General features: G+C 45.7%; 24 protein-coding genes and 1 tRNA gene. 22 read left to right on the forward strand and 3 right to left on the reverse strand.

The features are described 5' to 3' along the window. The first annotated feature begins 1 nt into the window (after window position 1). The 22 genes from HXT44_RS05060 to HXT44_RS05165 all read left to right on the forward strand — a co-directional run bounded on the left by HXT44_RS05060 (window position 2) and on the right by HXT44_RS05165 (window position 19,877). Window positions 2-1,462: a phage portal protein gene (locus tag HXT44_RS05060; protein ID WP_421782690.1), complete on the forward strand. Its 1,461-nt coding sequence runs from the start codon at window positions 2-4 to the stop codon at window positions 1,460-1,462. After that, window positions 1,398-2,225, forward strand: a complete 828-nt coding sequence (locus HXT44_RS05065; protein WP_421782692.1) for a hypothetical protein — start codon at window positions 1,398-1,400, stop codon at window positions 2,223-2,225. The genes HXT44_RS05060 and HXT44_RS05065 overlap by 65 nt, the downstream gene beginning before the upstream one ends. Window positions 2,226-2,320: 95 nt before the next feature. Next, on the forward strand, window positions 2,321-2,878 hold the full coding sequence (locus HXT44_RS05070) for a hypothetical protein (protein ID WP_421782694.1): 558 nt from the start codon (window positions 2,321-2,323) through the stop codon (window positions 2,876-2,878). 21 nt (window positions 2,879-2,899) lie between these two features. Further along, window positions 2,900-3,856, forward strand: a complete 957-nt coding sequence (locus HXT44_RS05075; RefSeq protein ID WP_421782696.1) for a major capsid protein — start codon at window positions 2,900-2,902, stop codon at window positions 3,854-3,856. Beyond that, on the forward strand, window positions 3,849-4,010 hold the full coding sequence (locus HXT44_RS05080) for a hypothetical protein (protein WP_180963150.1): 162 nt from the start codon (window positions 3,849-3,851) through the stop codon (window positions 4,008-4,010). The genes HXT44_RS05075 and HXT44_RS05080 overlap by 8 nt, the downstream gene beginning before the upstream one ends. 2 nt (window positions 4,011-4,012) lie before the next feature. Beyond that, the gene (locus HXT44_RS05085) at window positions 4,013-4,390 is read left to right on the forward strand and encodes a Gp19/Gp15/Gp42 family protein (RefSeq protein ID WP_421782698.1); all 378 of its coding nucleotides are present in this window, start codon (window positions 4,013-4,015) and stop codon (window positions 4,388-4,390) included. A gap of 2 nt (window positions 4,391-4,392) precedes the next feature. After that, entirely contained in the window at window positions 4,393-4,728 is a 336-nt protein-coding gene (locus tag HXT44_RS05090; RefSeq protein WP_421782700.1) for a hypothetical protein, read from the forward strand. A 3-nt stretch (window positions 4,729-4,731) separates the two neighbouring features. Next, window positions 4,732-5,022: a hypothetical protein gene (locus tag HXT44_RS05095; protein ID WP_421782702.1), complete on the forward strand. Its 291-nt coding sequence runs from the start codon at window positions 4,732-4,734 to the stop codon at window positions 5,020-5,022. Then, window positions 5,016-5,375 carry a hypothetical protein gene (locus HXT44_RS05100; protein WP_421782705.1) on the forward strand — a complete coding sequence of 120 codons (360 nt, stop codon included), beginning with the start codon at window positions 5,016-5,018 and terminating at the stop codon, window positions 5,373-5,375. Before HXT44_RS05095 ends, HXT44_RS05100 begins: the two co-directional genes overlap by 7 nt. A 72-nt stretch (window positions 5,376-5,447) precedes the next feature. Next, window positions 5,448-6,062: a hypothetical protein gene (locus tag HXT44_RS05105; protein ID WP_421782707.1), complete on the forward strand. Its 615-nt coding sequence runs from the start codon at window positions 5,448-5,450 to the stop codon at window positions 6,060-6,062. 101 nt (window positions 6,063-6,163) lie between these two features. Further along, entirely contained in the window at window positions 6,164-6,469 is a 306-nt protein-coding gene (locus HXT44_RS05110) for a hypothetical protein (protein ID WP_421782708.1), read from the forward strand. Next, the gene (locus HXT44_RS05115; RefSeq protein WP_050541813.1) at window positions 6,466-6,843 is read left to right on the forward strand and encodes a DUF5361 domain-containing protein; all 378 of its coding nucleotides are present in this window, start codon (window positions 6,466-6,468) and stop codon (window positions 6,841-6,843) included. The genes HXT44_RS05110 and HXT44_RS05115 overlap by 4 nt, the downstream gene beginning before the upstream one ends. Before the next feature lie 4 nt (window positions 6,844-6,847). Next, window positions 6,848-10,912: a tape measure protein gene (locus tag HXT44_RS05120; RefSeq protein WP_421782710.1), complete on the forward strand. Its 4,065-nt coding sequence runs from the start codon at window positions 6,848-6,850 to the stop codon at window positions 10,910-10,912. 3 nt (window positions 10,913-10,915) lie between these two features. Next, window positions 10,916-11,668, forward strand: a complete 753-nt coding sequence (locus HXT44_RS05125) for a phage distal tail protein (protein WP_421782712.1) — start codon at window positions 10,916-10,918, stop codon at window positions 11,666-11,668. A 9-nt stretch (window positions 11,669-11,677) separates the two neighbouring features. Then, complete coding sequence (locus tag HXT44_RS05130; RefSeq protein ID WP_421782714.1) at window positions 11,678-12,394, forward strand: phage tail spike protein; 717 nt, start codon at window positions 11,678-11,680, stop codon at window positions 12,392-12,394. Further along, window positions 12,387-14,594 carry a phage tail spike protein gene (locus HXT44_RS05135; RefSeq protein WP_421782716.1) on the forward strand — a complete coding sequence of 736 codons (2,208 nt, stop codon included), beginning with the start codon at window positions 12,387-12,389 and terminating at the stop codon, window positions 14,592-14,594. Before HXT44_RS05130 ends, HXT44_RS05135 begins: the two co-directional genes overlap by 8 nt. 10 nt (window positions 14,595-14,604) lie before the next feature. After that, window positions 14,605-15,174 (forward strand): nitrate reductase, encoded by a 570-nt coding sequence (locus tag HXT44_RS05140; protein WP_421782718.1) that lies wholly within the window; start codon window positions 14,605-14,607, stop codon window positions 15,172-15,174. After that, window positions 15,174-15,350: a hypothetical protein gene (locus HXT44_RS05145; RefSeq protein WP_416090864.1), complete on the forward strand. Its 177-nt coding sequence runs from the start codon at window positions 15,174-15,176 to the stop codon at window positions 15,348-15,350. The genes HXT44_RS05140 and HXT44_RS05145 overlap by 1 nt, the downstream gene beginning before the upstream one ends. Beyond that, the gene (locus HXT44_RS05150) at window positions 15,343-17,313 is read left to right on the forward strand and encodes a BppU family phage baseplate upper protein (protein WP_421782721.1); all 1,971 of its coding nucleotides are present in this window, start codon (window positions 15,343-15,345) and stop codon (window positions 17,311-17,313) included. Before HXT44_RS05145 ends, HXT44_RS05150 begins: the two co-directional genes overlap by 8 nt. 9 nt (window positions 17,314-17,322) lie before the next feature. Then, complete coding sequence (locus tag HXT44_RS05155; protein ID WP_421782722.1) at window positions 17,323-18,015, forward strand: DUF6273 domain-containing protein; 693 nt, start codon at window positions 17,323-17,325, stop codon at window positions 18,013-18,015. Between the two features lie 466 nt (window positions 18,016-18,481). Beyond that, window positions 18,482-19,381 carry an N-acetylmuramoyl-L-alanine amidase gene (locus tag HXT44_RS05160; protein ID WP_421782724.1) on the forward strand — a complete coding sequence of 300 codons (900 nt, stop codon included), beginning with the start codon at window positions 18,482-18,484 and terminating at the stop codon, window positions 19,379-19,381. Between the two features lie 19 nt (window positions 19,382-19,400). Further along, window positions 19,401-19,877: a phage holin family protein gene (locus tag HXT44_RS05165; RefSeq protein WP_421782726.1), complete on the forward strand. Its 477-nt coding sequence runs from the start codon at window positions 19,401-19,403 to the stop codon at window positions 19,875-19,877. A gap of 258 nt (window positions 19,878-20,135) precedes the next feature. Here HXT44_RS05165 and HXT44_RS05170 read toward each other — a convergent pair. From HXT44_RS05170 to HXT44_RS05180, 3 genes are all read right to left on the reverse strand, one after another. Next, window positions 20,136-20,208: transfer RNA gene (locus HXT44_RS05170), tRNA-Ala, on the reverse strand. A gap of 166 nt (window positions 20,209-20,374) precedes the next feature. Further along, a complete protein-coding gene (locus HXT44_RS05175; RefSeq protein WP_421782728.1) occupies window positions 20,375-21,451 on the reverse strand; it encodes an ATPase in 1,077 nt (358 codons plus the stop codon). Between the two features lie 190 nt (window positions 21,452-21,641). Then, a complete protein-coding gene (locus HXT44_RS05180; protein ID WP_421777309.1) occupies window positions 21,642-22,649 on the reverse strand; it encodes a DMT family transporter in 1,008 nt (335 codons plus the stop codon). Window positions 22,650-22,943: the final 294 nt, after the last annotated feature.

A 22,943-nucleotide genomic window follows, 5' to 3' on the forward strand; every position in this document is an offset into this window, starting at 1 on the left:
TGTGAATTTCGTATTACCTAGAGCTGTGAAAGGCTTAAAAGCTGACGATTTGAAAGTTTATCTTTACTTGGTAGATAGGCTTATAAAGAAAAGGCAGCGCAACAAGCTTCGTAACGCCTATTATGACGGCAAGAATGAACTGCATGATATTGGGTACAGTCTGCCGCCTGTTGCAAGCGATATTAACATTGTTGTCGGCTGGCCTGAAAAGGCTGTGGAAGTGCTCGCTAACCGTATTATTATTGACGGCGTTCGCGCAACAAGCGGCAAGGTGCCTGATGAGCTTACGCAGTTGATTGAGGAAAATGACCTGTTTCAGCTTGCGGCTCAAGCTCATACTAGCGCATTGGTGAACTCGTGTGCGTTTATTGCCGCGCTAAAAGTGAAGAAAAACGGTGTAGATAAAAACGTTATTGAAGTATTCACTGCTGATAACGCTAGTGGCATCTGGGATAATAGTCGGCGCTGTTTAAGCAGCGCGCTACTTGTTGATACTTACGATGATGGAATGGAAACACCGGCAATCATATATTTGATGAGTGACGGGCATGTTTTACGTATTGAACGCACTAATAATACTAATTTGTGGCATGTTGCGGAAGATGTAAACTATTACACTCGTATTCCTTGTGAAGTGTTGGCTTACCGTCCTGATTGTAAGCGTCCGTTTGGTAGGAGTCGCATCAGTCGCGCTGTTATGAGCTACACTGACTCGGCTGTTCGCACTTTCCTCCGTAGCGAATTGCAAGCAGACTTGTATTCTGTTGGTGCGCGCTACATTCTTGGCGCTAATAAGCAGATGTTTACCGATGAGAACGGCAACGAAGTACCAAAATGGAAGCTACTCTTGGATTCTCTTATGGTTATTCCGAACAACCCTAAGACTGGGCAAACGCCGACTGTTGGGCAATTCCAACAAGCGTCTTTCCAACCGCACATTGACCAATTACGCAACACGGCATCAATGTTTGCAGCGGCAACGAGTATGCCGCCTGACGAGATGGGTGTGCTGACAGATAATCCTAGTAGCGCCGAGGCTATCGATAAGGCTCAGAAAGAGTTGTGCCTTATCGCTGAGAGTTGTCAAGCAGCATTTGGTACGGCGTGGCTGAACATTATTCATAAGGCGGTTGGCGCGGATACTAGCAATATTGTTCTGCAATGGCGCAACCCGGCTACGCCGTCGCGCGCCGCTAGCGCGGACGCTGCTGTGAAGCTCGTGAGTGCTGGAGTATTACCGGCTGATAGCGAGGTCGTGTACGACATGCTTGATTTGAATGATGCTCAGCGTAAAAGCTTGAGAGCATATCAGTCTAAGAAGCGCGCTCAAGAGCATATTGACCAATTAAGGGCAAAACTAGCACAAACCACACCTGATGAGACGAAGGCGGTGGATAATGGACTGGCGGCAAACTCAGGAACTGTACAATCTGGAGTACGAGAAACACCTGAAGTGTCTTGATACGCTGATTGAGGAAGCCTGTTATAACATTGAGGACTATTTTACGCCTCACGCATTGGAGTCTGCTACTCGCGCCGACGATATGCGTTATATTGTTGAGGACTTCGTTAGGGACGCGGCAGGTGAAGCGGACTCGTATTATCGTAATGTGCGTGAACTGTATCAGCAGTCCGGCGCAAAGCTTTCCACGTTGGCTGAGTCTGAAGCGTTTGACCCTGACCGCGCTTTATGGAGCGTGCTTAAAGGATTTTCTGATACTGATTTTAACGGTTTGACTTTCAAGCAGGTTAAAAACGGTAGTTCACGTGCTGGCATGAGCATGAATGATTTGTGGGCTAAAATGCCGTTGAATAATCTCGACGACATGCAGCAGTTTATGGCTGATATGATGCATACTGCTAACCGTCAAATGGTGCGTTCTAATATGAAGAATGACCCTGATGAGCCTCGTTGGGCGCGCGTGCCTAGAGGTTTTTATACGTGCGCGTTTTGCCTTATGCTCGCTAGTCGTGGTTTTGTTTACAAGTCGCAGCATTCTGCAGGCTTGGAGCTTGGTTCTAAAGGACTTGAGAACTATTATCACGAACATTGCGATTGCGAAGTTGTTCCACAGTGGGGTGCTAAAGCGTTGAAACTTAAAGGGTATGAGCCTGAAAAGTATAGAGCTATTTGGGATGACGCTAGAGCGCATACTGCCAATCCGAGAGATTATCACAATACGCTCGCAACAATTCGGCGACGGAACGCTGGTTTTACTAAATAGGTTTTGAATATTAGCCACACGATTGTGTGGCTTTTCTATTTTTCGCGGAAACCGCGCACCGCGTTGTTAATTGCGCGACTATCTAAGGAGAACAAATGAACAAGAAGAAAGTACCATTCTATATTCGCTTTATTGCTAATACGGACGCGGCTGGCGGCAGCGAACAGTCTGATACTGATTCTCAGCAAACAGTGGAAAATGATTCTACCAACGATACTGAAAATTCTAAGCAGGAAAGTAAACAGCCCGAAACGTCTAAAGAGTTTAGTCGCGCGCTTAATAAGCGCGTTGAGGAAGTAGAAGCAAAATACGCTAATTACGATGAGTTGAAAGAAAAAGCAGAAAAGTATGATTCGCAGGAATCTGCTAACGCTCAGCTTATCGAAAAGTTGCAAGCTGAGAACGACGCGCTGAAAGCAAAAGCAGAGCATAATGCGCAGGTTGAAAAAGTTGCGCACGAAACTGAGCTAGACGTCCAGCTCATAAGCCTCCTGAAAGGCGATGGTAAAGAGCTGGAAGAAAACGCGGCGATACTTGCAAAGTTCTTCAAAGCTAGAGAACATAATTTGCCGACTGCAGGAACAAAGAGTTCTGTTCCCCCTAGCGTGAAAATGACACCATTTGAACGTATTGCGGCGGCATTCTCGAATTAACAACAAAAATAAGGAGTTATTATGACAGTAACATTAGCAGAGTCTGCTGTTATTAGCACAAACCAGCTTGCGCGCGGTATTATTGAGACTTTTATACAAGAGTCTCCTATTCTTGACCGCATTCCATTTATTGAAATTCAGGGCAACGCTTACGCGTTTAACTCTGAAGGAACATTGCCTACTGTGGCTTATCGTGCGGTAAACGAGGCTTATCCTGAGTCTACTGGTACGTTTAAGCAGACCACTGAGAGTCTTTACATTCTCGGTGGCGACGCTGACCTTGATAATTTTATTCAACAGACTCGCTCTAATGTGAAGGATCAGCGTGCTGAACAAACCGTTATGAAAGTTAAAGCATTGTCTTACGCATATCAGGACTCTTTCTTCAATGGAGATAATGATACGAATAATAAGAGCTTTAATGGTTTGAAGAAGCGTCTGACTGGTAAGCAGGTTTTGGACGCTGACACTAACGGTTTGCGTATTCTTGGCGACGGTAAAGAGGATATTTTTAAGTTCTTCGATAAGCTGGACGAATTGTGCGCATCTGTAAACGGTTTGAACGGTTCTAATGGCGCGCTTTACACTAACGCTGCTATTATCGCGAAGATTCGTTCCGCGGCACGCCACGTGTCTGCTGACGTTTTCGTACAGAATGATGTGGCTGGTAAGCGTTCCGTAATGTGGAATGGTATTCCTATTTTGGACGCTGGCTCTACCCCGGCAGGTAAGGCTGTTCTTGGGCTTGATGAAACTCAGGGCACTGCTTCTAACACTGGTAGCATCTATGCTGTTCGTTTCGCTCAGGGCGAAGGCGATACCGGCATCATTGGTTTAACCAATGGTGGCGTAATGGTTAAAGACCTTGGTGAGTTGCAGGAGAAGCCATCTCAGCGTACTCGAATCGAGTTCTACACTGGCTTGGCAATGTTTGGTGCTAAGGGTGCTGCACGCTTGAAGGGTGTAATCAATGCCTAGTGTTCGCAAACCTGTAGAAAACTTGCCGCGTCTGGAAGAGTTCACGGTAACAAATCAGGACAATATTACGTATCATGTGGTGCGCAATCTTGACACCGGCGAACAGACTGTGACTCGCGTGGACGCTGACACACCTACGTTTGGGAGCGTGTAACAATGGCGGACGTTGAAGAAGCGTTCGCAACCGTAGAAGAATTAGAGGCTAGATGGCACAAGCTCACACAGAGCGAACAAGCCGTCGCAGCCTCTAAACTTCTCGACGCAACCGACATTCTAAAAGCTCGCTGCACAAACTGGGCAAATCAGCCTAAAAGTAGGCTTGCACGCATCGTGTGCGCAATGGTAAAGCGAAGCATGATAGCTGACGTGCAAAATCCTAACGGCTACACTCAAGTAAGCCAAGGCGTTGGCGCGTTCAGCGAGTCTGGCACATTCGCGAACCCTACTGGCGACTTGTACCCGCTTAAAAGTGAGCTTGAAGACCTAGGTGTAGGCGTTGAAAAAGCGTTCATTATCCAACTTGATAGAGGCTAACAATGCGCGGCGGAACGATAACAATAATCAGTCGGCGCGCTAACGGCACTCTACCAAGCGGCGAAACCGTGTGGGAAACAGACGAAGAAACCGTGGACAACGTGCTCATGATAGACGGTGCGCAAAATAATCTCACGGACTCTATTCGTCCTGACGGCATCGAAGTTGCGCGAACCCTCTACATGCCACGCTCCTGGAATTACCATTCATTGCGCGGCGCACAAGTCAAAATAGGCGAATGCGAGTACGCGGTGATAGGTGACCCGAAGCCAGCAGTCACAAACATGACACCAACTAGCTGGAACGTGATTGTAGAAGTTAAAACAGTAGAAGGATAAGTTATGGCGAACGTAAAAATCGTGCTCAACAATAAAGCATTCCGTGAAATCTACCGGCAGCCGGGTAGCAAGCAAGCTGTAAACGAGGCTGCTGGAGATATTGCTAATCGCGCAAATAGTGCTTGCCAAACGCTAGGCGCAAACTACGTAGCATTACCGGCACAAGACTCCGAAGTCGGTAGTATTGCGCTCGCTACGACAAACATTGGTAATACCACGACGGTGTATAAGACGCGATTGGATAACGCTCGCTATAATACGCTTTCCAAGGCGATAGGTGGCACATCATGGTAAACGCTGAAAAACTGGTTATGGACTGGTTAAATAAGGATGAGTTTTTAGCACAGTATAAAGCTCGTATGGTTATGCCAGCAAAGCGTGAAGAGCGTTGCATAACCGTAGAGCAGACTGGAGGCTCTAGCTCATACCATGTGAGCAATGCGACTATTGCTGTACAAGTTTGGGCAACAACAAGGTGGGACTGCTCGCGCATTACTACCGACGTTGTTGTTCCGCGATTGATGAGCATTGTTGAATTGCCCGAAGTAGCGTCTGTTGGCGTGGAGAGCGTTTTTAACTTTCCTTCTCCTGACTACCCTACGCATAATCGGTATCAGATCCTGATTCAATTGGTTCTTGCTAACTGAATCCGTATTAAAGAAGTTTAAATAATTGTTTATTAGCCGCCTTTTTGGGCGGCTTTTTTATTAGGAGATATTATGACTGAGCAAACAAAGAATGATAAGGCTAATGTGTCGCTTGGTAAGCCTTGTGCTATTGGCGGCGTGTATTATGCGCCTCTTGGCACGCCACTGCCAAAGGACGCTAAAACACCATTGGCTGAGGCTTATAAGTGCCTTGGGTATATCAGTGAAGACGGTTTAACAAACAGTACTGATACTGATACTACTGAGGTTAAAGAGTGGGGTGGCGCAACTGTTCTGAAGGAAATTTCCTCCTACTCTGAGACTTATCAGTTCGCAATGCTTGAGATTAAAGCAGATTCTATGAAGCTACGCTACGGCGCTGATAATGTTACCGAGTCCGCTGGCAGCTTGCATATTCTTCATGGTATGCCTAAAGATGAGCATTATGTTGTCGTGTTTGAAATCATGCTTACTGGCAATCGCAAGCAGCGTCTTGTTTTGCCTGACGCGTCTGTTGTTGAATACGATGACATTACTTATTCTGCCGGTGACCCTATTACGTATTCTGTGACGCTTTCTGCTAATCCGTCTAAGTTGATTGGCGGCAAGACTGTTGATGATTACATTGATGCCGTAGCAACGCCTGTTGCTGGTTCTGTAAATTCGGCTGGTACTGAATCTCATTAAGCTAGCCGTTTTTTTAATTCTCGCTTGCACTCTGCTTCTTTCCTTTCTCAGGGTGCAAGCGTCTTATTTTAGAAAGGGAAAACTTATGAAAGGTAAATATTATGGCTGCACATACTATGCCAAAAGAGTCGAAGCAAACTATCACAGTAAAAGACATTGAACTAACTGTTGCATCTGACCTGTTCGACGATTTGGAAGTGTTGGAATTGTTAGGGGAAATGAACCCAGCAAACGGCAAAAAGCCTAACGCTTCTGCCTTGCCAGCATTTTTGGAGAGGGTTCTTGGCTCGTCGCAATACAACAAAGTCAAGGATGAGTTGAGGGACACTTACGACGGTCGCGTTCGCTTGGACTCTGTATCGGACTTTATACAAGAGTTTATGAGTAAGGTTGCCCCAAACTCGTGACGCTCGTGGAAATGTTGCGCGTCCGCTCGGACGTTCTTCGGGCGGACATGCAGCGTTTTTACGGGCTTGATATTGATGAGATTGGCTACAGTATCCGTATTATGCGCGCGGCTGATTTGGCTGCTAACTTGCCGCATGAAGCGCTTATTTGGAGCGTGTTTGATGAGCGCAACGCGTGGACTACAAACACTTACTTGTTGGCTCTTATAGCGGATAATACGAGTTTTCTCGCATGGAGTAAAACAAAGGATGCGACTCGTAAAGGCGCAAAGTTTAAGAGCCAAATTCCGCGTCCTGGAAGTAAAAGCTCAAAACAGAATAGTGATGTTAAAGCTGTTGACGTTGACACGTTAGCAGAATTTTTGAAGAGGTGACATTATGGCTATCAAGGTTGCTACCGCGTTCGTTGAGGTCGTACCTAAAGTGCGCAACATGGGCAGCGTATTGCAGAAAGCGTTCGCAGGTGTTGATGCTGGTAGTTTGCTCGGTAGGAAGATTGCAAACGGCGTGAATGGCAGCCTTGGTAAGTATGTGAAGATTGGCGCAACATTAGCTGGCATTAAGGTACTTGGTAGGAAGATTGCTGGTATTGCTGGCAGCGTTATCAACATGGGTAATGAGTGGGGTCGTACTACGTCCATGCTTAAGGTTGCTGTTGGTACTAGCGGCGACTGGCAGAAAGCGTTGGAAGCCACTCATAAGGCTGCAAACGGCATTGGCATACCTATTAAAGACATGGTTGAGTCTGCTAGCCGTCTTGTTCAGCTTGCACCTAAGACTATTCCTGATTATAAGACTTCGTTAAAGTTCAGCACGCTGTTGCAAAAGAATCTTATTGCAACCGGTGCTAGTGGCGCGGAAACCGCGTCTGTTATGAGGCAGGTTACGCAGGCATTAGGCAAAGGCATCGTGAACGGCGACGAGTTAAATTCCATTATGGAAAACTCGCCTATGATTGCTCAAATGCTCGCAAAGCATCTTAATATTGATGTTGGCAAGCTCAAGGAAATGGGCAAAGAAGGTAAGATTAGCGGCGATGCGCTCCGTGACGCTATCTTTGAAAACGCTGACAAAATAAACAAGCAGTTTGCAATGATGCCAATCACAGCAGACCGCGCGTTTACTGCTATTAAAAACGATTGGCAAATGGCAGCGAATCAAACCGCGACTAAAATCAGTGAAGCGTTAGGGCATGGTTTAGCATCCATATCTTCGAGTGGCGCTATAGCCGCACTCGCTAACAGTTTGAAGGGTATTATTCCTCTTGCTACGAGTGTGGGCAACGCTATCGCGAACATTTTTAATAAGCTTGCTCCTGTTTTTGCTAAAGCGTTTTCTCCTGATAGTGTTGAAGCGTTCTTGAAGCCACTAACCGCATTATTTGACAAGATTAGTAGCATGAGTGTTGACCAGCTTGTGAATGGGCTTAAAATGCTTGGTTTTGCTGGCGCAATGGCGTTTAGTGGTATTTTGAAGGGCGCGGACTCGTTCCTCAGTCGTATTCCTATTATTGGGGGTGCGCTAGTTAAGCTCAAGAACGGACTTGTGGCTATTGGTGGTGCGGCTGGCAAAATGGCTGGAAGCCTGTTGGAAGCATCGGGCGCAGGGCTTTCAAAGCTTGGCTCTGGATTGCAAATGATAGCTAAACAAATAGTGCGGTTTGATGCTGGCGCACCAAGCATTAAAGCATTCGTTCAAGCCGTTAGCGACGTTGATTTTAAAAAAATGGGCAAAGACGGCAAAGAATTTGTTGAGATTATCGGCGAGATGGAGAACGGCACTCTTAATGTTCGTGATAGTGTCATGCAGCTTTTTCGCGCTATGCTCGAGGCTCAAGCAAACGGCAAAAAAATACCATCAGTACTCCTTAAGGCGTTCGGGCAGCTAGAACTTGAAGCGAATGCGAGCTGCAACACTATTAAAGCGCGGTTTGCTGATATGGTTAGCGGTATTCAAGCTCTATCTAAGTATACTAGCACCATTAAGCTTTTTGACAGTAAAGTTACGCTTGAGCAGGCGGCGGAAGTTCGCGCAATCATTGCAAACGCTGTTCACTCTATGACTGGCATTAAAATTCCTGATTTTTTAACACAACCTATTGGTTCTATGGTTGCGTCCGCTGTTAATACTCTTAATCGACTCGGAGGCGCGGCTCAAACTGTAAGTAACACGATTAGTGCGGCATTCTCCCCTATTGTAGCTAAAGTATCGGCAGCATTAGCACCGTTAACTAATGTTATGAAAACAGTTGGCTCAGGCATTAAAAGCGGTTTGAGTAGCGCAATTAGTGACGCTTGCGCAAAAATACCTATACTTGGTAGGGCTGTTAGTGTCGTAGGTTCAGCATTGGATGGGCTTAAAGCTCGCGGCGGCGCAGTGTTTAGAGCTGTATCATCTGCAGCATTGAAGGCGGCTGGCGGCGGTATCAAAATGTTTGGCAACGCTGTTAAAGGTGTTGGCTCGTGCCTTGGCGCTGTTGGCAAGGCTGCGTCTGCTCTTGGTATTAACGCGGCTATCATTAGCGGTGTTACCGCAGGATTTAGCGCGATGATGAAGCTTAACCCGGCTCAGTTTGCGTCAAGTGTGCAAAACATGGCTACAAACGTGACTAATGGTATTAAGAATCTTGCTGCTAATATTCCGCAGGCTGCTAAAGCGTTGGCTACGGCTATACCGCAGATTGCGCAAACTGTTACGCAGTGCGCGCCTCAGATTATTAATGGGCTTGCTCAAGCATTCAGCCAACTTGCGCCTGTTATTATGCAACAATTGCCATCATTGATGAGTGGCGTGCAGCAACTGTTTCAATCTCTTGTGGCGCAGTTGCCGTCGATTGCAAGCTGGCTTACTAACGGTTTTGCTAGCCTTTTCCAAGGGGCGTGCCAAGCGTTGCCGGGTATTCTTGGCGGCTTATCTCAAGCACTGTTGGCGGCTATTGGTGGCATTGCTCAAGCGTTGCCGCAGGCGTTGCCGAAAATGGTTGCAGGTTTGAGTAGTCTTTTCCAAGGTTTGGCGGCACAAATACCGCAGATTGCTCAACAGTTAGCACAGACTATGCCGCAGGTTGTGCAGGGCTTATCGCAGGGGCTTATTGCTAATTTGCCGCAGCTTATGCAGGGCATTGTGCAGATGGTGACGGCTATTGCTCAAGCGTTGCCAACACTGTTGCCGGCTTTGCTGCAGGGTATTGTGCAGCTTATTGCCGCATTGGTTCAGCAGTTGCCAACACTGCTTGTTCAGCTCATAGCAGCATTGCCAACGATTCTAGGCAATATTGTTGTGGCTCTTGTAAACTGTTTGCCTGTTCTTCTTGCTGGTGTCGGGCAGCTTATTGGCGGCATTATCGCAGGGTTGCCACAGGCTATTGGCGCGCTTATTGGCGCATTGCCGGGTATTTTGCAAGCTATCTGGGATGCTATTACTGGACTGTTACAAGCCGGCTGGAATAGTATCGGCTCTATTTTCCAAGCCGGTGGCGCGATTATTCAAGGCGTATGGGACGCACTATGGAATGGTGTCAGTAGCCTATTTTCAAGTATTTGGAATGGGATTAAGGGCGCTGCTCAAGCTGTTTGGAATTGGCTCACATCAACACTTAATTCTATTTGTCAAGGTATTAGCAGCGCGTGGAACGCGTGCTGGAACGGCATCAGCTCATTCTTTAACAGTATTTGGAATGGTATTAAAGGTTTTGCTCAAGGCGTTTGGAATGGTATTAAAAACACGTTGAGCGGTGTTTTGAATGGTATTACTGGCGCTTGGAACGCGTGCTGGAACGGCATTAAAAGCTTCTTCAGTAACATTTGGAACGGTATTAAGAATGGTGCTAAAGCTGGTATTGATGCTGTGTTTCATTTCGTCACTGGTTTGAAAGATAAAATCTTCGGTTTCTTCAAAGGTGCTGGACAGTGGCTTATCAACGCTGGCAAGGCTATCCTTGACGGCTTGCTGAAAGGCTTGAAGGGCGCATGGGATGGTATCTGCAACTTCGTTGGTGGCATCGGCTCGTGGATTGCGCAGCATAAGGGACCAATATCTTACGATAAAAAGCTGCTTATTCCGGCTGGCAATGCGATTATGCAGGGCTTCAGCAAAGGGCTTGGTGGCTCATGGCAAGGCGTACAAAAGCAGGTTGCAGGGTTCACTAAACAGTCTGGCGACTGGTTTGCTGATGCGAACGCTATTCGCTTGAAAACTACTGTTGTGCCGCCTGACGGTGGTTGGGATGCTCAACAGAATCAGTTGGCTAAGGTTGCAGCAAACTATGACGTTGACGCATCTCAGCATGGTTTAACCAAACAGGATGTTTACGAAGCGTTTGGTGAGGTTATGAGCCAAGGTGTGACGTTGAAGCTGAATGGTCGTGGCGGCGAAGTCATGGCTGGAGTGTTGGCGAAACCAATGAACAATGAGCTTAATAGGCTCGCTAAGCTAGGCAGGTAAAATATGAGAATATTTGAAAACAAGTATTGGGTGCGCATTAATGGCACGCCTATTAGTGAGCTTGGTTTTATGCTTGGAGAGGACGGTATCAAGGTTGCGCAGCCTGAGGTTAAAACAAGCTCGGTGACTGTGCCGGGCTTGAGCGGCGCACTGGATACGACTCTTGAGGATGAAACCTTAAGAACCTACATGAATCCTATTGAGATTAGTGTAAGTCTTGTTGCTGTTGGCGAACCTGATGAGATTGGCGCGGTGCGTGCTAATCTTGCTCGCTTGCAAGGTAGACGAGGCACATTGTCTTGCTATCTTACTGATGGTGAATGGCGTGGTAGATGGCGTATAAGCGAGTTGGAGTACCCCGGTAAGAGTCGTCGCGCAATCAGGACGACTCTTATTCTTACCGCGCAACCGTGGACTTACGGACGCACAAAAACAGTGCAGCTTAAAAGTAGGGAAACACAAATAAACGTTACTGGCAACGTTCCATGCTGGGCGCGTTTTGAAATGAGCGTCGACACTGACGTTTTACGAATAACTCACAATAGCGGCACTTTCCTTGAGTTTGATATTGGCGTGCATCTTAATGGCACTCTTATTGCGTCTACCACGCCTGAGCGTAGAGAGTACATGATAAACGGCAATCATATTTTACCAACTGTTGATAGTACATGTTTTGCGTTGCGTCCTGGATTAAACACTATTACTTGTGACGACTGTTCTGGTGTTCTTACTTTTTGTCCTCAAACCATTTGCTAGGGGGTATTGATGCTTAAGTTTATAGTTTTGTCCTCTACGGAGAAACCTAAAGCTGAGATTACGCACTTGTTGAAGGCTGAGCGGACTCGCGCGCTTGATGGTACAGACGTGCTCGAACTTATGGTAGAGAACACTAACGTTGAAAAGAACGATAGGATTATTTACACGGATTGTAATGATACGTACGAGTATATTGTGCAGTCTGTTGAAGAGGAACGTTCGGAAAATACGCCTCTTGTGACTATTAATGCAGCGAACAGCGTGTGTGAGCTTGTCAATAGTTACATTGTGTATGACCCGAGGCAGGATACTACAGCCATTGAGCGTGCTCAAGCGGCGGTTGATGGAACTCGTTGGGAGCTTGAGTCCGTGGAAGAAGGTTCTCTTTCTCACCGTGCTAATTTGAGTTTTTACCATACTAATGCGCTTGATGCTCTTATGAAAGTATGCAAAGTTTTTGGGCTTGAGCTGGAGACACATATTGTTGTTGAAGATGGTGTTATTACTCATAGGCGTATTAGTTTGCTTGAGCGGCGTGGTAATCGTATTGCGTCGAAGCGTTTCGAGTACGGTCGTGATTTGGCGAATGTGAAGCGAACTATTGACCCGGCTCAAGTTATTACGAAGCTTTACGTTTGGGGTAAGGGTGTTGAGCGTGATTATGACAAAGAGAAAGCTGAGCTTGATAAGAAAGAGCCTAAGTTAGAAGGTGGTTCTAATGAGTAGACCGCGTGAAAGAAGGTTTAATAATCAAGATTGGCAGGCTCGCAAGGCTGAGAAACAAAAGCAGTGGGAGCAAAGGCAGGCTGAGAAAGCTAAAAGGCAGGCTGAGTGGGAGACTCGCAAGGCTGCTAGAAAAGCCGAGTACGAGGCAAGGCGTAAAGCTCAGCAAGAATTGGCGGCAGCACGAAAGGCTGAGCGTGAGAAACGCAGGGCTGAACGTGCTAAAGAGATTGCTAGGAAACGTGCTGAGATTGCTCAGCGTAAGCGTGAACGTTTGGAAAGGCAACGGCGTGAGCTTGAAAGGCTTTCCAACAAGAGCGAAACGTTTACTAAGCGTGTTAGTTTTATGGCAATAAACGATGGCAAACCTTACCTTGTGGATGAGGACGCACGCTTATTGTATGGTATTCGTGACGCGGCTGGAGATATTCAGCACGCTGAGGGCGAGGTTGTTTTTGAGGATGCGACGAACCCACAAGAACTGTTGAGACTAGGCAAGCAGAAGCTTAAGGAGGTATCGAAACCTCAAGTGGCTTACGAGGCTGAGGTGGTGAATCTTGGTCGCGCCGGTTTTGACCCTGACGGTGTAAACATTGGTGACGCAGTACAGATTGTAGATACGACTTTCACTCCCCCTATTCGTGTTGAAGGGCGCGTACTGAAAATTGAGGAAGACTTACTCGATTCGGTTGATGCAACTCGTATTACGCTTGGTAATATTCACGAGTCTTACACGCAGAAGCGACGCGCTCAAGAGCAGAAGCTTGATGAGCTTATCGCTCAGTCTAGTGAGTGGAATGCGGTTACGGAAGGTAACGGCTTGTATGTTCGTGATCTTATCGAACATGTAAACACGGTACTTAATGCGCGCGGTGGTTACACGTATTTTACGCCTAATGCTGGTTTGTTTGTTTATGACAAAAACAAAGGTAAGAATCCTACTACCGTGACTCAGATTGGCGGAGGGTTCTGGCGCATCGCAGACTCTAAAAAGTCTAATGGAGACTGGGATTGGAAAAAAGTTTGCGACGGCCACGGACTCTTCGCAGACTGCATCTACACTGGTATTTTGAGCGATGCGCAGGGGCGTAATTTTTGGAATTTTGACACTGGCGAGTTCTCATTGCAGGCATCGGTGAAGATTGGTGGCAAGACGGTACAAGAGATTGTTGATGATAGTTCTGCTGGTGTGATTTCGAAGATGAACGGGGCACTAACCCAGGAAGCTATTTTCAACAAGCTTACTAATAATGGTGAGACGCAGGGTATTTATTTGAGTGGCGGTCACGTGTATTTGAACGCGTCTTATTTGCGTACTGGCGTGATTAGTGGCGCGCGTGGCAAATGGGATTTAACTAATGGCATTATTAGCATGTGGGATGCTAATGGTAATGAAACCGTGCATTTGGATGGTGATGGTAAGAATAATAAGCTTGTTGGAGAGTTTAGAACTTCACTACCGGGCAATTATGGCGTAGTGTTAAGTCCTAAGTTTACCACTGTTCACATAGAGGACGATGGGTACATGGGTAAAGGTTCTGGAATCAAATTTGATTCTCCCGGGCATTATCAGAGTCCTTTAGTGGCATCAGAGAGTGAAAGTAATGACGGTAGCGTCCTCAGCTCGCTTTGGGCTACTGGTGGTCACGTTCGGAAGCATGACCCGGCAGCAGCTCTTAACATGGCAGAAGCATACGCAAATGGTAAATACGCGAAAGTATTACTTAGCGCATTTGGGGATTTCGACGATAAAGAATACACTTTATCAGCTGGGTTTTATGCTAGTTCTTACCCGAATGCTGCAAGTGGAGGTGGTATTGCGCGCCTTTTCTCAAATAACGGGCGTGAATCATGCTACATGAGTGCTAACGTGTCTAGTGGTGAGCTATACTTCAACGGTGCGCTTGGCGAGGAAAGTAATCGTAACACTTTTATTTCTTACCATTGGCTTGCCATGCCGAATGGTATGGGTTCGCATCAGCATGAGGTGCTCGAGTTTAATACTGGGTGCCCGGCTAAGTACGGCTGCTATTATGCGGTTGCGTCGTCTGACACTGACTGGGGTCAAGTTAATTGTCATGTGGCTTTTACTGGTCGCTCAAGTGGTTGGAAAGTCGGCTTGGAAAACAATACGACAATTAATTTCTCGCAGCCTGTGTATGTGAATACTTTCGGCTGGCTTGTAAACAGAAACATGGGTTAAAGGAGGTTCTGTGGCTCAAACTATTGAGAAACAAGGCGATTATTATATTCTACGTTTTGACCCGGCTTGTGAAGATGGTGTTACGGCTTGCGTGTTTAGTGCGCAAACTATCGCTTCTTGGAGCGCACTACTCGGATTGGAAAACACTGAGGAAGCTATCGCAGCGATAGTGAGTGCGAAAGAGCCTAGGGATGCGTATGACCCGAAAACTGGGCGTAATGCGTGGACTGACGCTTACGATGCGCTTGAAGCTACGCTTGATGATAGTGCTCCCCCGTCTAATCTCATGGCTGTTGATGGTAGTGGTCGCGTAGAACCTAACCCTCTTGTTGCTGCTTACAATAAGACGCGTTCCACTCTTGGACTTGGTTTAATGAAGCCTCCGACACCGGGGGCTTTTTTTGTACTCGAAAACAACAACGCGCAACCGCAGGCTGAGAGTGGTTCTGGTATTGATACGAGTTGCGTGGATTCTAGCGTAGTTAAAAAGCTGGAAGCTGACACAGATTTTCAGAAAGAATTACAGGATGCTGCTGAAGGCTTTTATAAGAGTCTGATGCCACAGGATAGGAGAAACTAATGACTGACAGTAAGGATTCAGTTAGTTTTGATGGTGCGGTTGCCGGCAAGCTGAGCGAAATGCTAGCACAGGCTAACGCGCGCATTGCCGCACTAAGCGTAATGGTTGAAGTGAAAGACGCTCAGATTAAAGAGCTTGAGAGTAGGCTTGAGCAGAAAGGTGAAGAGCATGAGTGATTTTCAGAATGCTACTTGGAGCGTTATTCAGCTCGATTATGCGAACGCGTTTATTCCTGACGTTCGTTTGAACGGTGGTGATGAGAATGGGCGTATTATCCGCGTGCAATTGCTTGACAATGGCGTGCCGGTTGATGACGCGTCGGTTGAAGTGTTCTTGTGCTGGAATCGTCAGCCGGGTGTTCTTATTGGTGACCGCGTGAAAATGGAAGCGAAAGACTCTGACGACGGTCGCATTTGGCAGGCTGCTGTTCCGGTTGCGGCTTGTCGTATGCCGGGCACGGTGACGCTTGGTTTTGAAGTAAAGCGTGATAAGACGATCGTGTGTTCTCGTAGCTTTACTGCGACGGTTGAGCAGCCGGTTTTTGATGCTGGCTCGCCCGAGGGTAAGTCGTACCGGCAAGAGCTTGAAGACGCGGCACAACAAGCAAAGGACGCTACTGGTAAAGCTAACGCTTTAACTGATAAAGTTTCACACCTGATTGAGCAGAATGAAACAGTATCGCGGAATGCTCAAAATGCGGCTGATGCCGCTAATAATGCTACTAGCATAGCGCAACAGGCGGCACAGAAAGCTAATGAAGCGGCAAGTGAAGCATCACAAGCTGCTCAAAACACTCAGAACGTTATTAGTCACGCTACTGAGGTTGTTCAACAGTGTGATGCTAGTAAGCAGGCTGCTGACCAAGCGGCAAAGCGTGCTGATGATGCTGTGAGTGGGTTAAAGCAAACTGTGCAGGATGCGGCAAGTGATGCGGCTAGTAAAGTGCAGCAGGCGGTTGAGCGCGCTAACAGTGCAGCACAGGCGGCGGATTCGGTGCGTGAGAAAACAGAGACTGCAAACAAACAGACTGAAACCGATTTAGCAGCATTAAGAGAAGAGGTTGTTAAAGCTCAGCGCGCCGGGTTTACCGCGTCATCTAGCGCGCAAAAGTGTGATGAAGCAGCACAAGCTTATAGGAACGTGTCAGGTGAGGTAGCTCAAGCAAAGCAGACTAGCGAACAGGCGGTTGAAGCAGCAAACAATGCGCTTCATACAGCTCAGGAGTCTGCTACGGCTGTGGCTCAAGCTCAGAGCGTTCTTGACCAAGTGAAAGAGGTTAGCGAGACTGCTAAGCGAGTAGTTAGTGCGGTTGACGAGTTGAAGCAGACGAATAATGCAGCATTGGAGGCTACTCGTACGGCTAACGCTCAAGCGTCTGCAGCCGCTGATGCGGCTGGTAAGGCGAATAATGCTACTAGCGCAGCCAACAGTGCGACACAGGCGGCGAATGATGCTACGAGTAAGGCTACGCAGGCTTTGCAAGAGTCTGAAACACGTTTGAAAACTGTCGAACAGACGGCTCAAGATGCTAAAAGCGTGGCTGGTACGGCGAATAGTACGGCTGAAGCAGCACGCGCAACCGTGGATCAGATTCAAAACAAAATGAATGCTACAGATACTGCTATTGACCGCGCTCAAAGCACAGCAAACTCAGCATTAGAAGCTACAAATAAGAATAAGAATCGCATTGACTCTATGGAGTCGGAGGTTAGTTCGTTAAAAAACTCTTGTAGCGCAGCACAGAGTAAGGCGAATGATGCGGCTCAGGCTGCTAGTAAAGCACAGTCGGTAGCGGATAGTGCTAATAGTGCGGCGCAAGCAGCTGCTAGTAAAGCTGATAGCGCGCAACAAGCAGTAAACAACATGCACATGCCAATAGTAAAACCCCACACATTGACCGGTTACACAACCCCAAGTTCTTGGGATTGGACTCTAACAGATTTAAAAGAATTACCACATGGGGGGCATATTCTCATCTACCCACAAGCTGATGGTATTAAAGAGTACATGCGCCAGCAGCCGGAGTTCGAGATTGAAGAACAGAATGGTGTGCGAACAGGGAAAATAACTGTAATAACTCACCAGAAGAATGACAACGGTTCTGCTCTCAAGCTTGTTTTTGTTTGGTTTGCGGACTAGGAGACTGTTATGACTGTTTTTCAAATGCCGTTTTATTTTTCGTATGAGAATAAGCGCATCACACCGGATTTTGAACCGGTGCCCGGGTGGAAGCCGTTCGCTAACTATGGTTCAAGTCCAGCGCAGATTATTGCTCATTGTGTGCGTAATAAGGATTTTAGTGTTCTACACGCTGGTGATTACTTTGATGAGACTGTGAATGGTACGACTTACCGTTGGACTATTGCAGAATTTAACCACTACGGGCGCGGTGAAGCGTTGCTTGTGCCAGATAAGCTGATACCAGACAAAACGAAGTTCTCAGACAGAGATAATCTTTATATTGACTCTACATTGGATTGGAAGTTTAAAAATTTTTATCGTGTGATGCCGGATTCTTTGAAGTCTTACGTGCTTAAAATGAGCTTGCCATGCACGAATTATGATGGCAAAGTAGACTACTTTGATGAGCATGTTTTCCCACCGTCTGAGATTGAAGCGTTCGGCACAGCGAAGTATTCTAATGAGTCCTCTAGAACTTACACGCAGTGGGCTTGCTTTACTGATAATAGCAGTCGCATACGCTCAAACCGATGGTATTGGTTGCGAAGCACGTACTCAAACCGCTTCACCTTGATTCCAGCTGTCAACGCTGATGGCTCAGCAGCTTACGCTATAAACAGCGCAGTAGGCGGCATACTCCCGTGCTTCTGCATAGGGTAACCGTAGGCTATGCGCATCTTTAATTCTAGGGGTCACCTCCATGCAACCCCGAAGCATGAACGCGTATTATAAGCAGCTCAAAGCGAAAAATGAGACACTTTAGGACAATGTAGGACAAATAGGAAAAAACAAAACTGGACTTTTCAATAGCGTTTTTTGGGACTTTTGGGACTAACTTTGGGACTTTTGGGACTTTTCAATAGCGTTTTTTGGGACTTTGGGTACTTTTCAATAGCATTTTGGGTACTTTGGGTACTAATTAAGGTACTAATTTCAGAAACTACAGTAAAAGTCCAGTAAGAGTCCAATAAGGGCAAAACACGGAAAGTATGATACGCTCCGTCCGAATCCGTCCGAATCCGTCCGAAGAATCCGGTTTTATCCGAAAACACTCGACTATAATACGCGCAAACAATTTTTTAGCCACGCAAACAGCGCGGCTTTTTTAATAAGCAAAGGAGAAACATTGCAAGACTGGGAAAAATGCATCGCAGACAAAACAATGCTAATTAAGACACACTACTCGACAGGACGCGAAGGACATCATATACGCAAAATCGTGCTACACCATAACGCTGGCAACTTAACAGTAGAAGGCTGCTACAACGTGTGGCAAAACCGTGAAGCAAGCGCACACTATCAAGTGCAGTCAGACGGTGTCATCGGGCAGCTCGTAAACGACTGGGATACAGCATGGCACGCCGGCAATTGGAACGCGAACCTAGAGTCAATTGGCATTGAACACGCGGACGAATCCAATACTCCATGGCGCATCAGTCAGAAATGCTTAGACAATGGCGCACACCTAGTCGCAGCACTGTGCAAGCTCTACGGACTTGGTAGACCGCAATGGAGCGTGAACGTGTTCCCACACTCGGCTTTTTGCCCTACATCATGCCCTTGCTCACTACGAGACTCACAAAACAGTGAGTATATGCAGCGTGCGCAGCAATGGTATGACGCTATGGTGCATGGGACGCGCGCGCCAGCATCACCGGCACCACAACCAGCACCAAAACCGGACGTGTCACCGATAGAGCACGACGGGGACATTAGCAGCTTTACTATGCACATTCCATGGGGCACGAACCAAGACCAGCGCATGGTTTTCACACGATGCGGCAACGTTGTCACAGTGAATGGGTGCGGTTGTGTGGTTTGTGGCGGCGGCTCGTGGGTTAAAGCGAGAGAGCAAGTCCCTGAAGGTTTCCGACCAGTTTCTTTAGCAACAATCCGCTTATCCGGGAATGGTACAGGAAGCATCATGGTAAAACCTGACGGAAGCGTCTGCTGGGATGGCGATGGTAAAAACTGCTTCACCCACATTAGTGGTACGTGGATTACAAAAGATAACCAGCCAAAATAACAAATAGGAGAAGAAAAGAATGAATGACGTTGAAATATTTTTCCTCGAACTCGCAGGCGCAGTAGTGTTGCTCGATTTTATCAGCGGATTTGCAAAAGCAGTCTATACTCACAGCGTGGCTAGTAGCAAAATGCGCGACGGATTGTTCCATAAGTTCGCGTACGTGCTAGTTATTGCCGTTTGCATCCTGTTTGACTATGCACAAGCCAAAGTAAACATCGGTACACACGTTCCACTTGTGCTGATCGCATGTGCGTATATCGTCATTACAGACACTGTTAGCTTCTTCGAGAATGTTTGCGCATTCAACTTGCAGATTGCGAACATGCGAGTCGTAAAAGTTATCTTATCTGTTCTTGATTGTGTAAAAACTTATGTTGACGGACAAGCAGACAATGCTATCAACAACGGTAAGCATGCAGCCGCAACCGAAACTGACACCGAGTTGGACGGGCGCGGCAAAGAGATGAACGACACGCCTACTGAAAATAAATAGCGTGCAGTATACTCAAAGTATTCTCTAATTGAGAATACAAGTTGAAAATTAGCAATTACCCCTCGACTCGTGCGGGGGGTAATTTTTTATACTTTTAAAGAATGGTATAATAGAAGTAAGCGTGTTGAAGCTCATTGCTGAGTGGTTTAACTCGCGATAACTGCCTATAACTATGGTGATTTGGTGTGTCGTTTGGTGTGTCGTCACTGTAAGACACACGCCGAAAACGTTGGAATAAAGCCATTCTTAACAATATTGTGGAGCTAGGGGGATTCGAACCCCCGACCCCCTCCATGCCATGGAGATGCGCTACCAGCTGCGCCATAGCCCCGTTTTTACTTATGCCGTTCAAACGAACCTTTGATAGGTTACAACAAATAGCCGTTCTATCCAAATGCGGCGTGTCGAATTCAACTTACAAATTCTAAAAATCCTGCGAATTCTACTAACAATTTAGTCGCCAATTCGGCAAACCAATTCAAGAACCAATTCGAAAATTAGTTACCATTGGCACTTCCAGATTGATCACCATTACCAGGAGAAGTTACATTGTTTGAAGAACCAGTAGATCCCGAAGATCCAGCAGATCCAGCACCTGCATCAGAACTATCAGCACCCGATCCACTATTCCCACTAGCAGCATCACCTGAATTCGTTCCTGAATCATTGTTAGTATCACTACCTAAATCATTATCGGAATGACCACCTGTCGAACTATCTGCATTTTCATTGCCATGTTCATCATTTTCATCTTCATTACCATCTTTACTATCAGAATCATCATGAGATTTCTTATGGTCTTGATTAGTATTCGTATTAAGACGTTGCTTAGGTTGTGGTTGATTTTGCTGTTGCTCATGACTAATTTCTTCAGGCTTATCAATATTGTCTGTGCCTTTTCCTTGTGTAAACAAAAGAACAGCACCTGCAGTAACAATAACAGCTATAAGAGCACTTATAACAGCAACAACAATTGTTGTACGATGATCGTTTCTATTTTGGTAAGATCCAGAAGAGTAACCGTAGTTTTCACTAACAACCTTAGATAACGGCACCGGCTCTGGAATTGTGCCTTCCGACAGTTCCATGTCTTCTTCATGCTGTTCACGTAATTTCGACAATTCCAAAATACGCGTATTTTCTAATTCTGGATTACGGACTTGCGAACTAACAGTGCGTCCAAATCTTGCATCTTGAACAGCCATATTTTTGTCATCTGAAGGATCAGTATTACATTGCAACGAATTTGATGAATATTGCATATGAATATCATCTCCAATTCTTTTAGAATCAACATTCTCTAAACCATTTGAACGCACGCTAGAATCTGACACATTACTAAAATTAGACTGTTCTGTAGAAGTATTCGGATTTACTTCCGAAAGTTTACGCGATGAAGCGTGAATAACATTCTGATACAACTGTGATGCTACTGCTGAGACAATAGAACCAATAGCTACGCCAATAACTGAACCAGCAATACCAATTTTAGAAGCAAGTAAAAACGAAGTCACTGCAGCGAGCGATCCAGCTAATACTTGCGTAAACGATATGCCTTTGAAGAAATTCTTCACTTATGCACCTTAACTATTTATGCGAATATAATGCCAAAATGCATGGCAAATATGCAAATTCCACTACCAACATCATTACAACAATGATGGTATCACCCTACGCAAAAATTGCACAGTATTGCCAGAGCATTCTTACAACAAAATCACAAGTCTTATATACATAAAACTTAGCTACACAAAACTGAAATGCCTAAGACTTAGCAACCTCAAAATCTCTATCTTTATAAGAAAGCTCACAATTCGCTTTTTTATCACAATAATGCTCACCTAAGCTTGCAGTAATAATTGCAGCAAATATTAAAGCAAATCCCACAAAAGCCATGTTAGAAACATGCTCATGAAAAAGAACAGTAGAGAATAAAAGCGTGAACAAACTTTCAGTGCACATAATCACAGAAGCGTTTGCAGTAGAAAGATTCACCAAACTATAGTTTTGCATAATTTGTGCAACTACTGTTACTACTACTGTAAGGTAGAACATATTAGCAAAAATAGAGAAATGATTAGCAGCGTTAAAGTTTGGCAAAGGCTCACAAATAAGCGCACCAGCTACAAAAAGTACGCCTGAAACAACAAATTGCCCAAAAGTTAACGTAACTGGATTATATTTACGAGAATAATACGCAAGGAACGTAAGATTAAAAGCAAAAATTGCAGCACATAATAGAGTAAGAAAATCTCCATAAGACAATGTGAGCACAAGCATTCCAGGCTTTAATGCCACAAAACCTACTCCAGCAACGCACATAACTGCAGCTACTAATCCTAAAAGAGTTGGCTTTTTCTTGACGATTAACCAAGCAGAAAATGGCGTAATTACGCAATATGCTGCTGTCAAAAACGCGCTACGACCTGGATCAATTGAACGTAACCCTTCAGTTTGCAAAATTAAAGTAGCATAATACGTAATTCCAGTTAGCAAAGAAGGAACAATAAGCTTTTTTGTAAAAGTTTTACGAAGAGTACTGAAAAAAATAACAGCCATAATTGCGCAAGCACCAACCATACGAACGCCCATAAGCCATTGCACAGGAAACACTTCAAGAGCATATTTTGAAGAAACATAGCTGCCACCCCAAATAGCAGCACAAATCAACAACATAATCTGAGCAGTATGAACACTTTTGCCTTGAGGCATGCCCGATTTATCCGAAAGCGGTTCAGCTATAGATTTAGCTGTTTCATATTTCACCTTCATAATATTCCCCTTCAACTATAAAAGTTGATTCTTTAAAATTTTTCTTTTATAAAGCGTTTTAGCTTATAAAATAGACAGAATAGCCGTAAAATCGTGAAAAGTACAACTTTCTGGCGTTCCTTCGTAAAATTTCCGATATACACTTCAGAAAACAGTGACAATCAAGTATTTTGCTGTATAAATTTCGCCCACGAAACTATTAAAGAATTGGGTGATTTATATCACAACTTACAATTTTTTTACGCTACACACTCGTATACACTTTTAAATCAGCGTAATGTAGCAATGTAGGCT

The organism is Gardnerella sp. DNF01198P, assembly GCF_049244165.1.
GTDB lineage: Bacteria > Actinomycetota > Actinomycetes > Actinomycetales > Bifidobacteriaceae > Bifidobacterium > Bifidobacterium swidsinskii.

Bases quoted from the DNA above. Each gene is read 5' to 3' on its own strand.
- HXT44_RS05070 (WP_421782694.1), top strand. From the start codon at position 2,321: ATGAACAAGAAGAAAGTACCATTCTATATTCGCTTTATTGCTAATACG.
- HXT44_RS05110 (WP_421782708.1), top strand. From the start codon at position 6,164: ATGGCTGCACATACTATGCCAAAAGAGTCGAAGCAAACTATCACAGTA.
- HXT44_RS05125 (WP_421782712.1), top strand. From the start codon at position 10,916: ATGAGAATATTTGAAAACAAGTATTGGGTGCGCATTAATGGCACGCCT.
- HXT44_RS05085 (WP_421782698.1), top strand. From the start codon at position 4,013: ATGGCGGACGTTGAAGAAGCGTTCGCAACCGTAGAAGAATTAGAGGCT.
- HXT44_RS05105 (WP_421782707.1), top strand. From the start codon at position 5,448: ATGACTGAGCAAACAAAGAATGATAAGGCTAATGTGTCGCTTGGTAAG.
- HXT44_RS05065 (WP_421782692.1), top strand. From the start codon at position 1,398: ATGGACTGGCGGCAAACTCAGGAACTGTACAATCTGGAGTACGAGAAA.
- HXT44_RS05165 (WP_421782726.1), top strand. From the start codon at position 19,401: ATGAATGACGTTGAAATATTTTTCCTCGAACTCGCAGGCGCAGTAGTG.
- HXT44_RS05150 (WP_421782721.1), top strand. From the start codon at position 15,343: ATGAGTGATTTTCAGAATGCTACTTGGAGCGTTATTCAGCTCGATTAT.
- HXT44_RS05080 (WP_180963150.1), top strand. From the start codon at position 3,849: ATGCCTAGTGTTCGCAAACCTGTAGAAAACTTGCCGCGTCTGGAAGAG.
- HXT44_RS05130 (WP_421782714.1), top strand. From the start codon at position 11,678: ATGCTTAAGTTTATAGTTTTGTCCTCTACGGAGAAACCTAAAGCTGAG.
- HXT44_RS05100 (WP_421782705.1), top strand. From the start codon at position 5,016: ATGGTAAACGCTGAAAAACTGGTTATGGACTGGTTAAATAAGGATGAG.
- HXT44_RS05120 (WP_421782710.1), top strand. From the start codon at position 6,848: ATGGCTATCAAGGTTGCTACCGCGTTCGTTGAGGTCGTACCTAAAGTG.
- HXT44_RS05075 (WP_421782696.1), top strand. From the start codon at position 2,900: ATGACAGTAACATTAGCAGAGTCTGCTGTTATTAGCACAAACCAGCTT.
- HXT44_RS05155 (WP_421782722.1), top strand. From the start codon at position 17,323: ATGACTGTTTTTCAAATGCCGTTTTATTTTTCGTATGAGAATAAGCGC.
- HXT44_RS05135 (WP_421782716.1), top strand. From the start codon at position 12,387: ATGAGTAGACCGCGTGAAAGAAGGTTTAATAATCAAGATTGGCAGGCT.
- HXT44_RS05180 (WP_421777309.1), bottom strand. From the start codon at position 22,649: ATGAAGGTGAAATATGAAACAGCTAAATCTATAGCTGAACCGCTTTCG.
- HXT44_RS05090 (WP_421782700.1), top strand. From the start codon at position 4,393: ATGCGCGGCGGAACGATAACAATAATCAGTCGGCGCGCTAACGGCACT.
- HXT44_RS05145 (WP_416090864.1), top strand. From the start codon at position 15,174: ATGACTGACAGTAAGGATTCAGTTAGTTTTGATGGTGCGGTTGCCGGC.
- HXT44_RS05095 (WP_421782702.1), top strand. From the start codon at position 4,732: ATGGCGAACGTAAAAATCGTGCTCAACAATAAAGCATTCCGTGAAATC.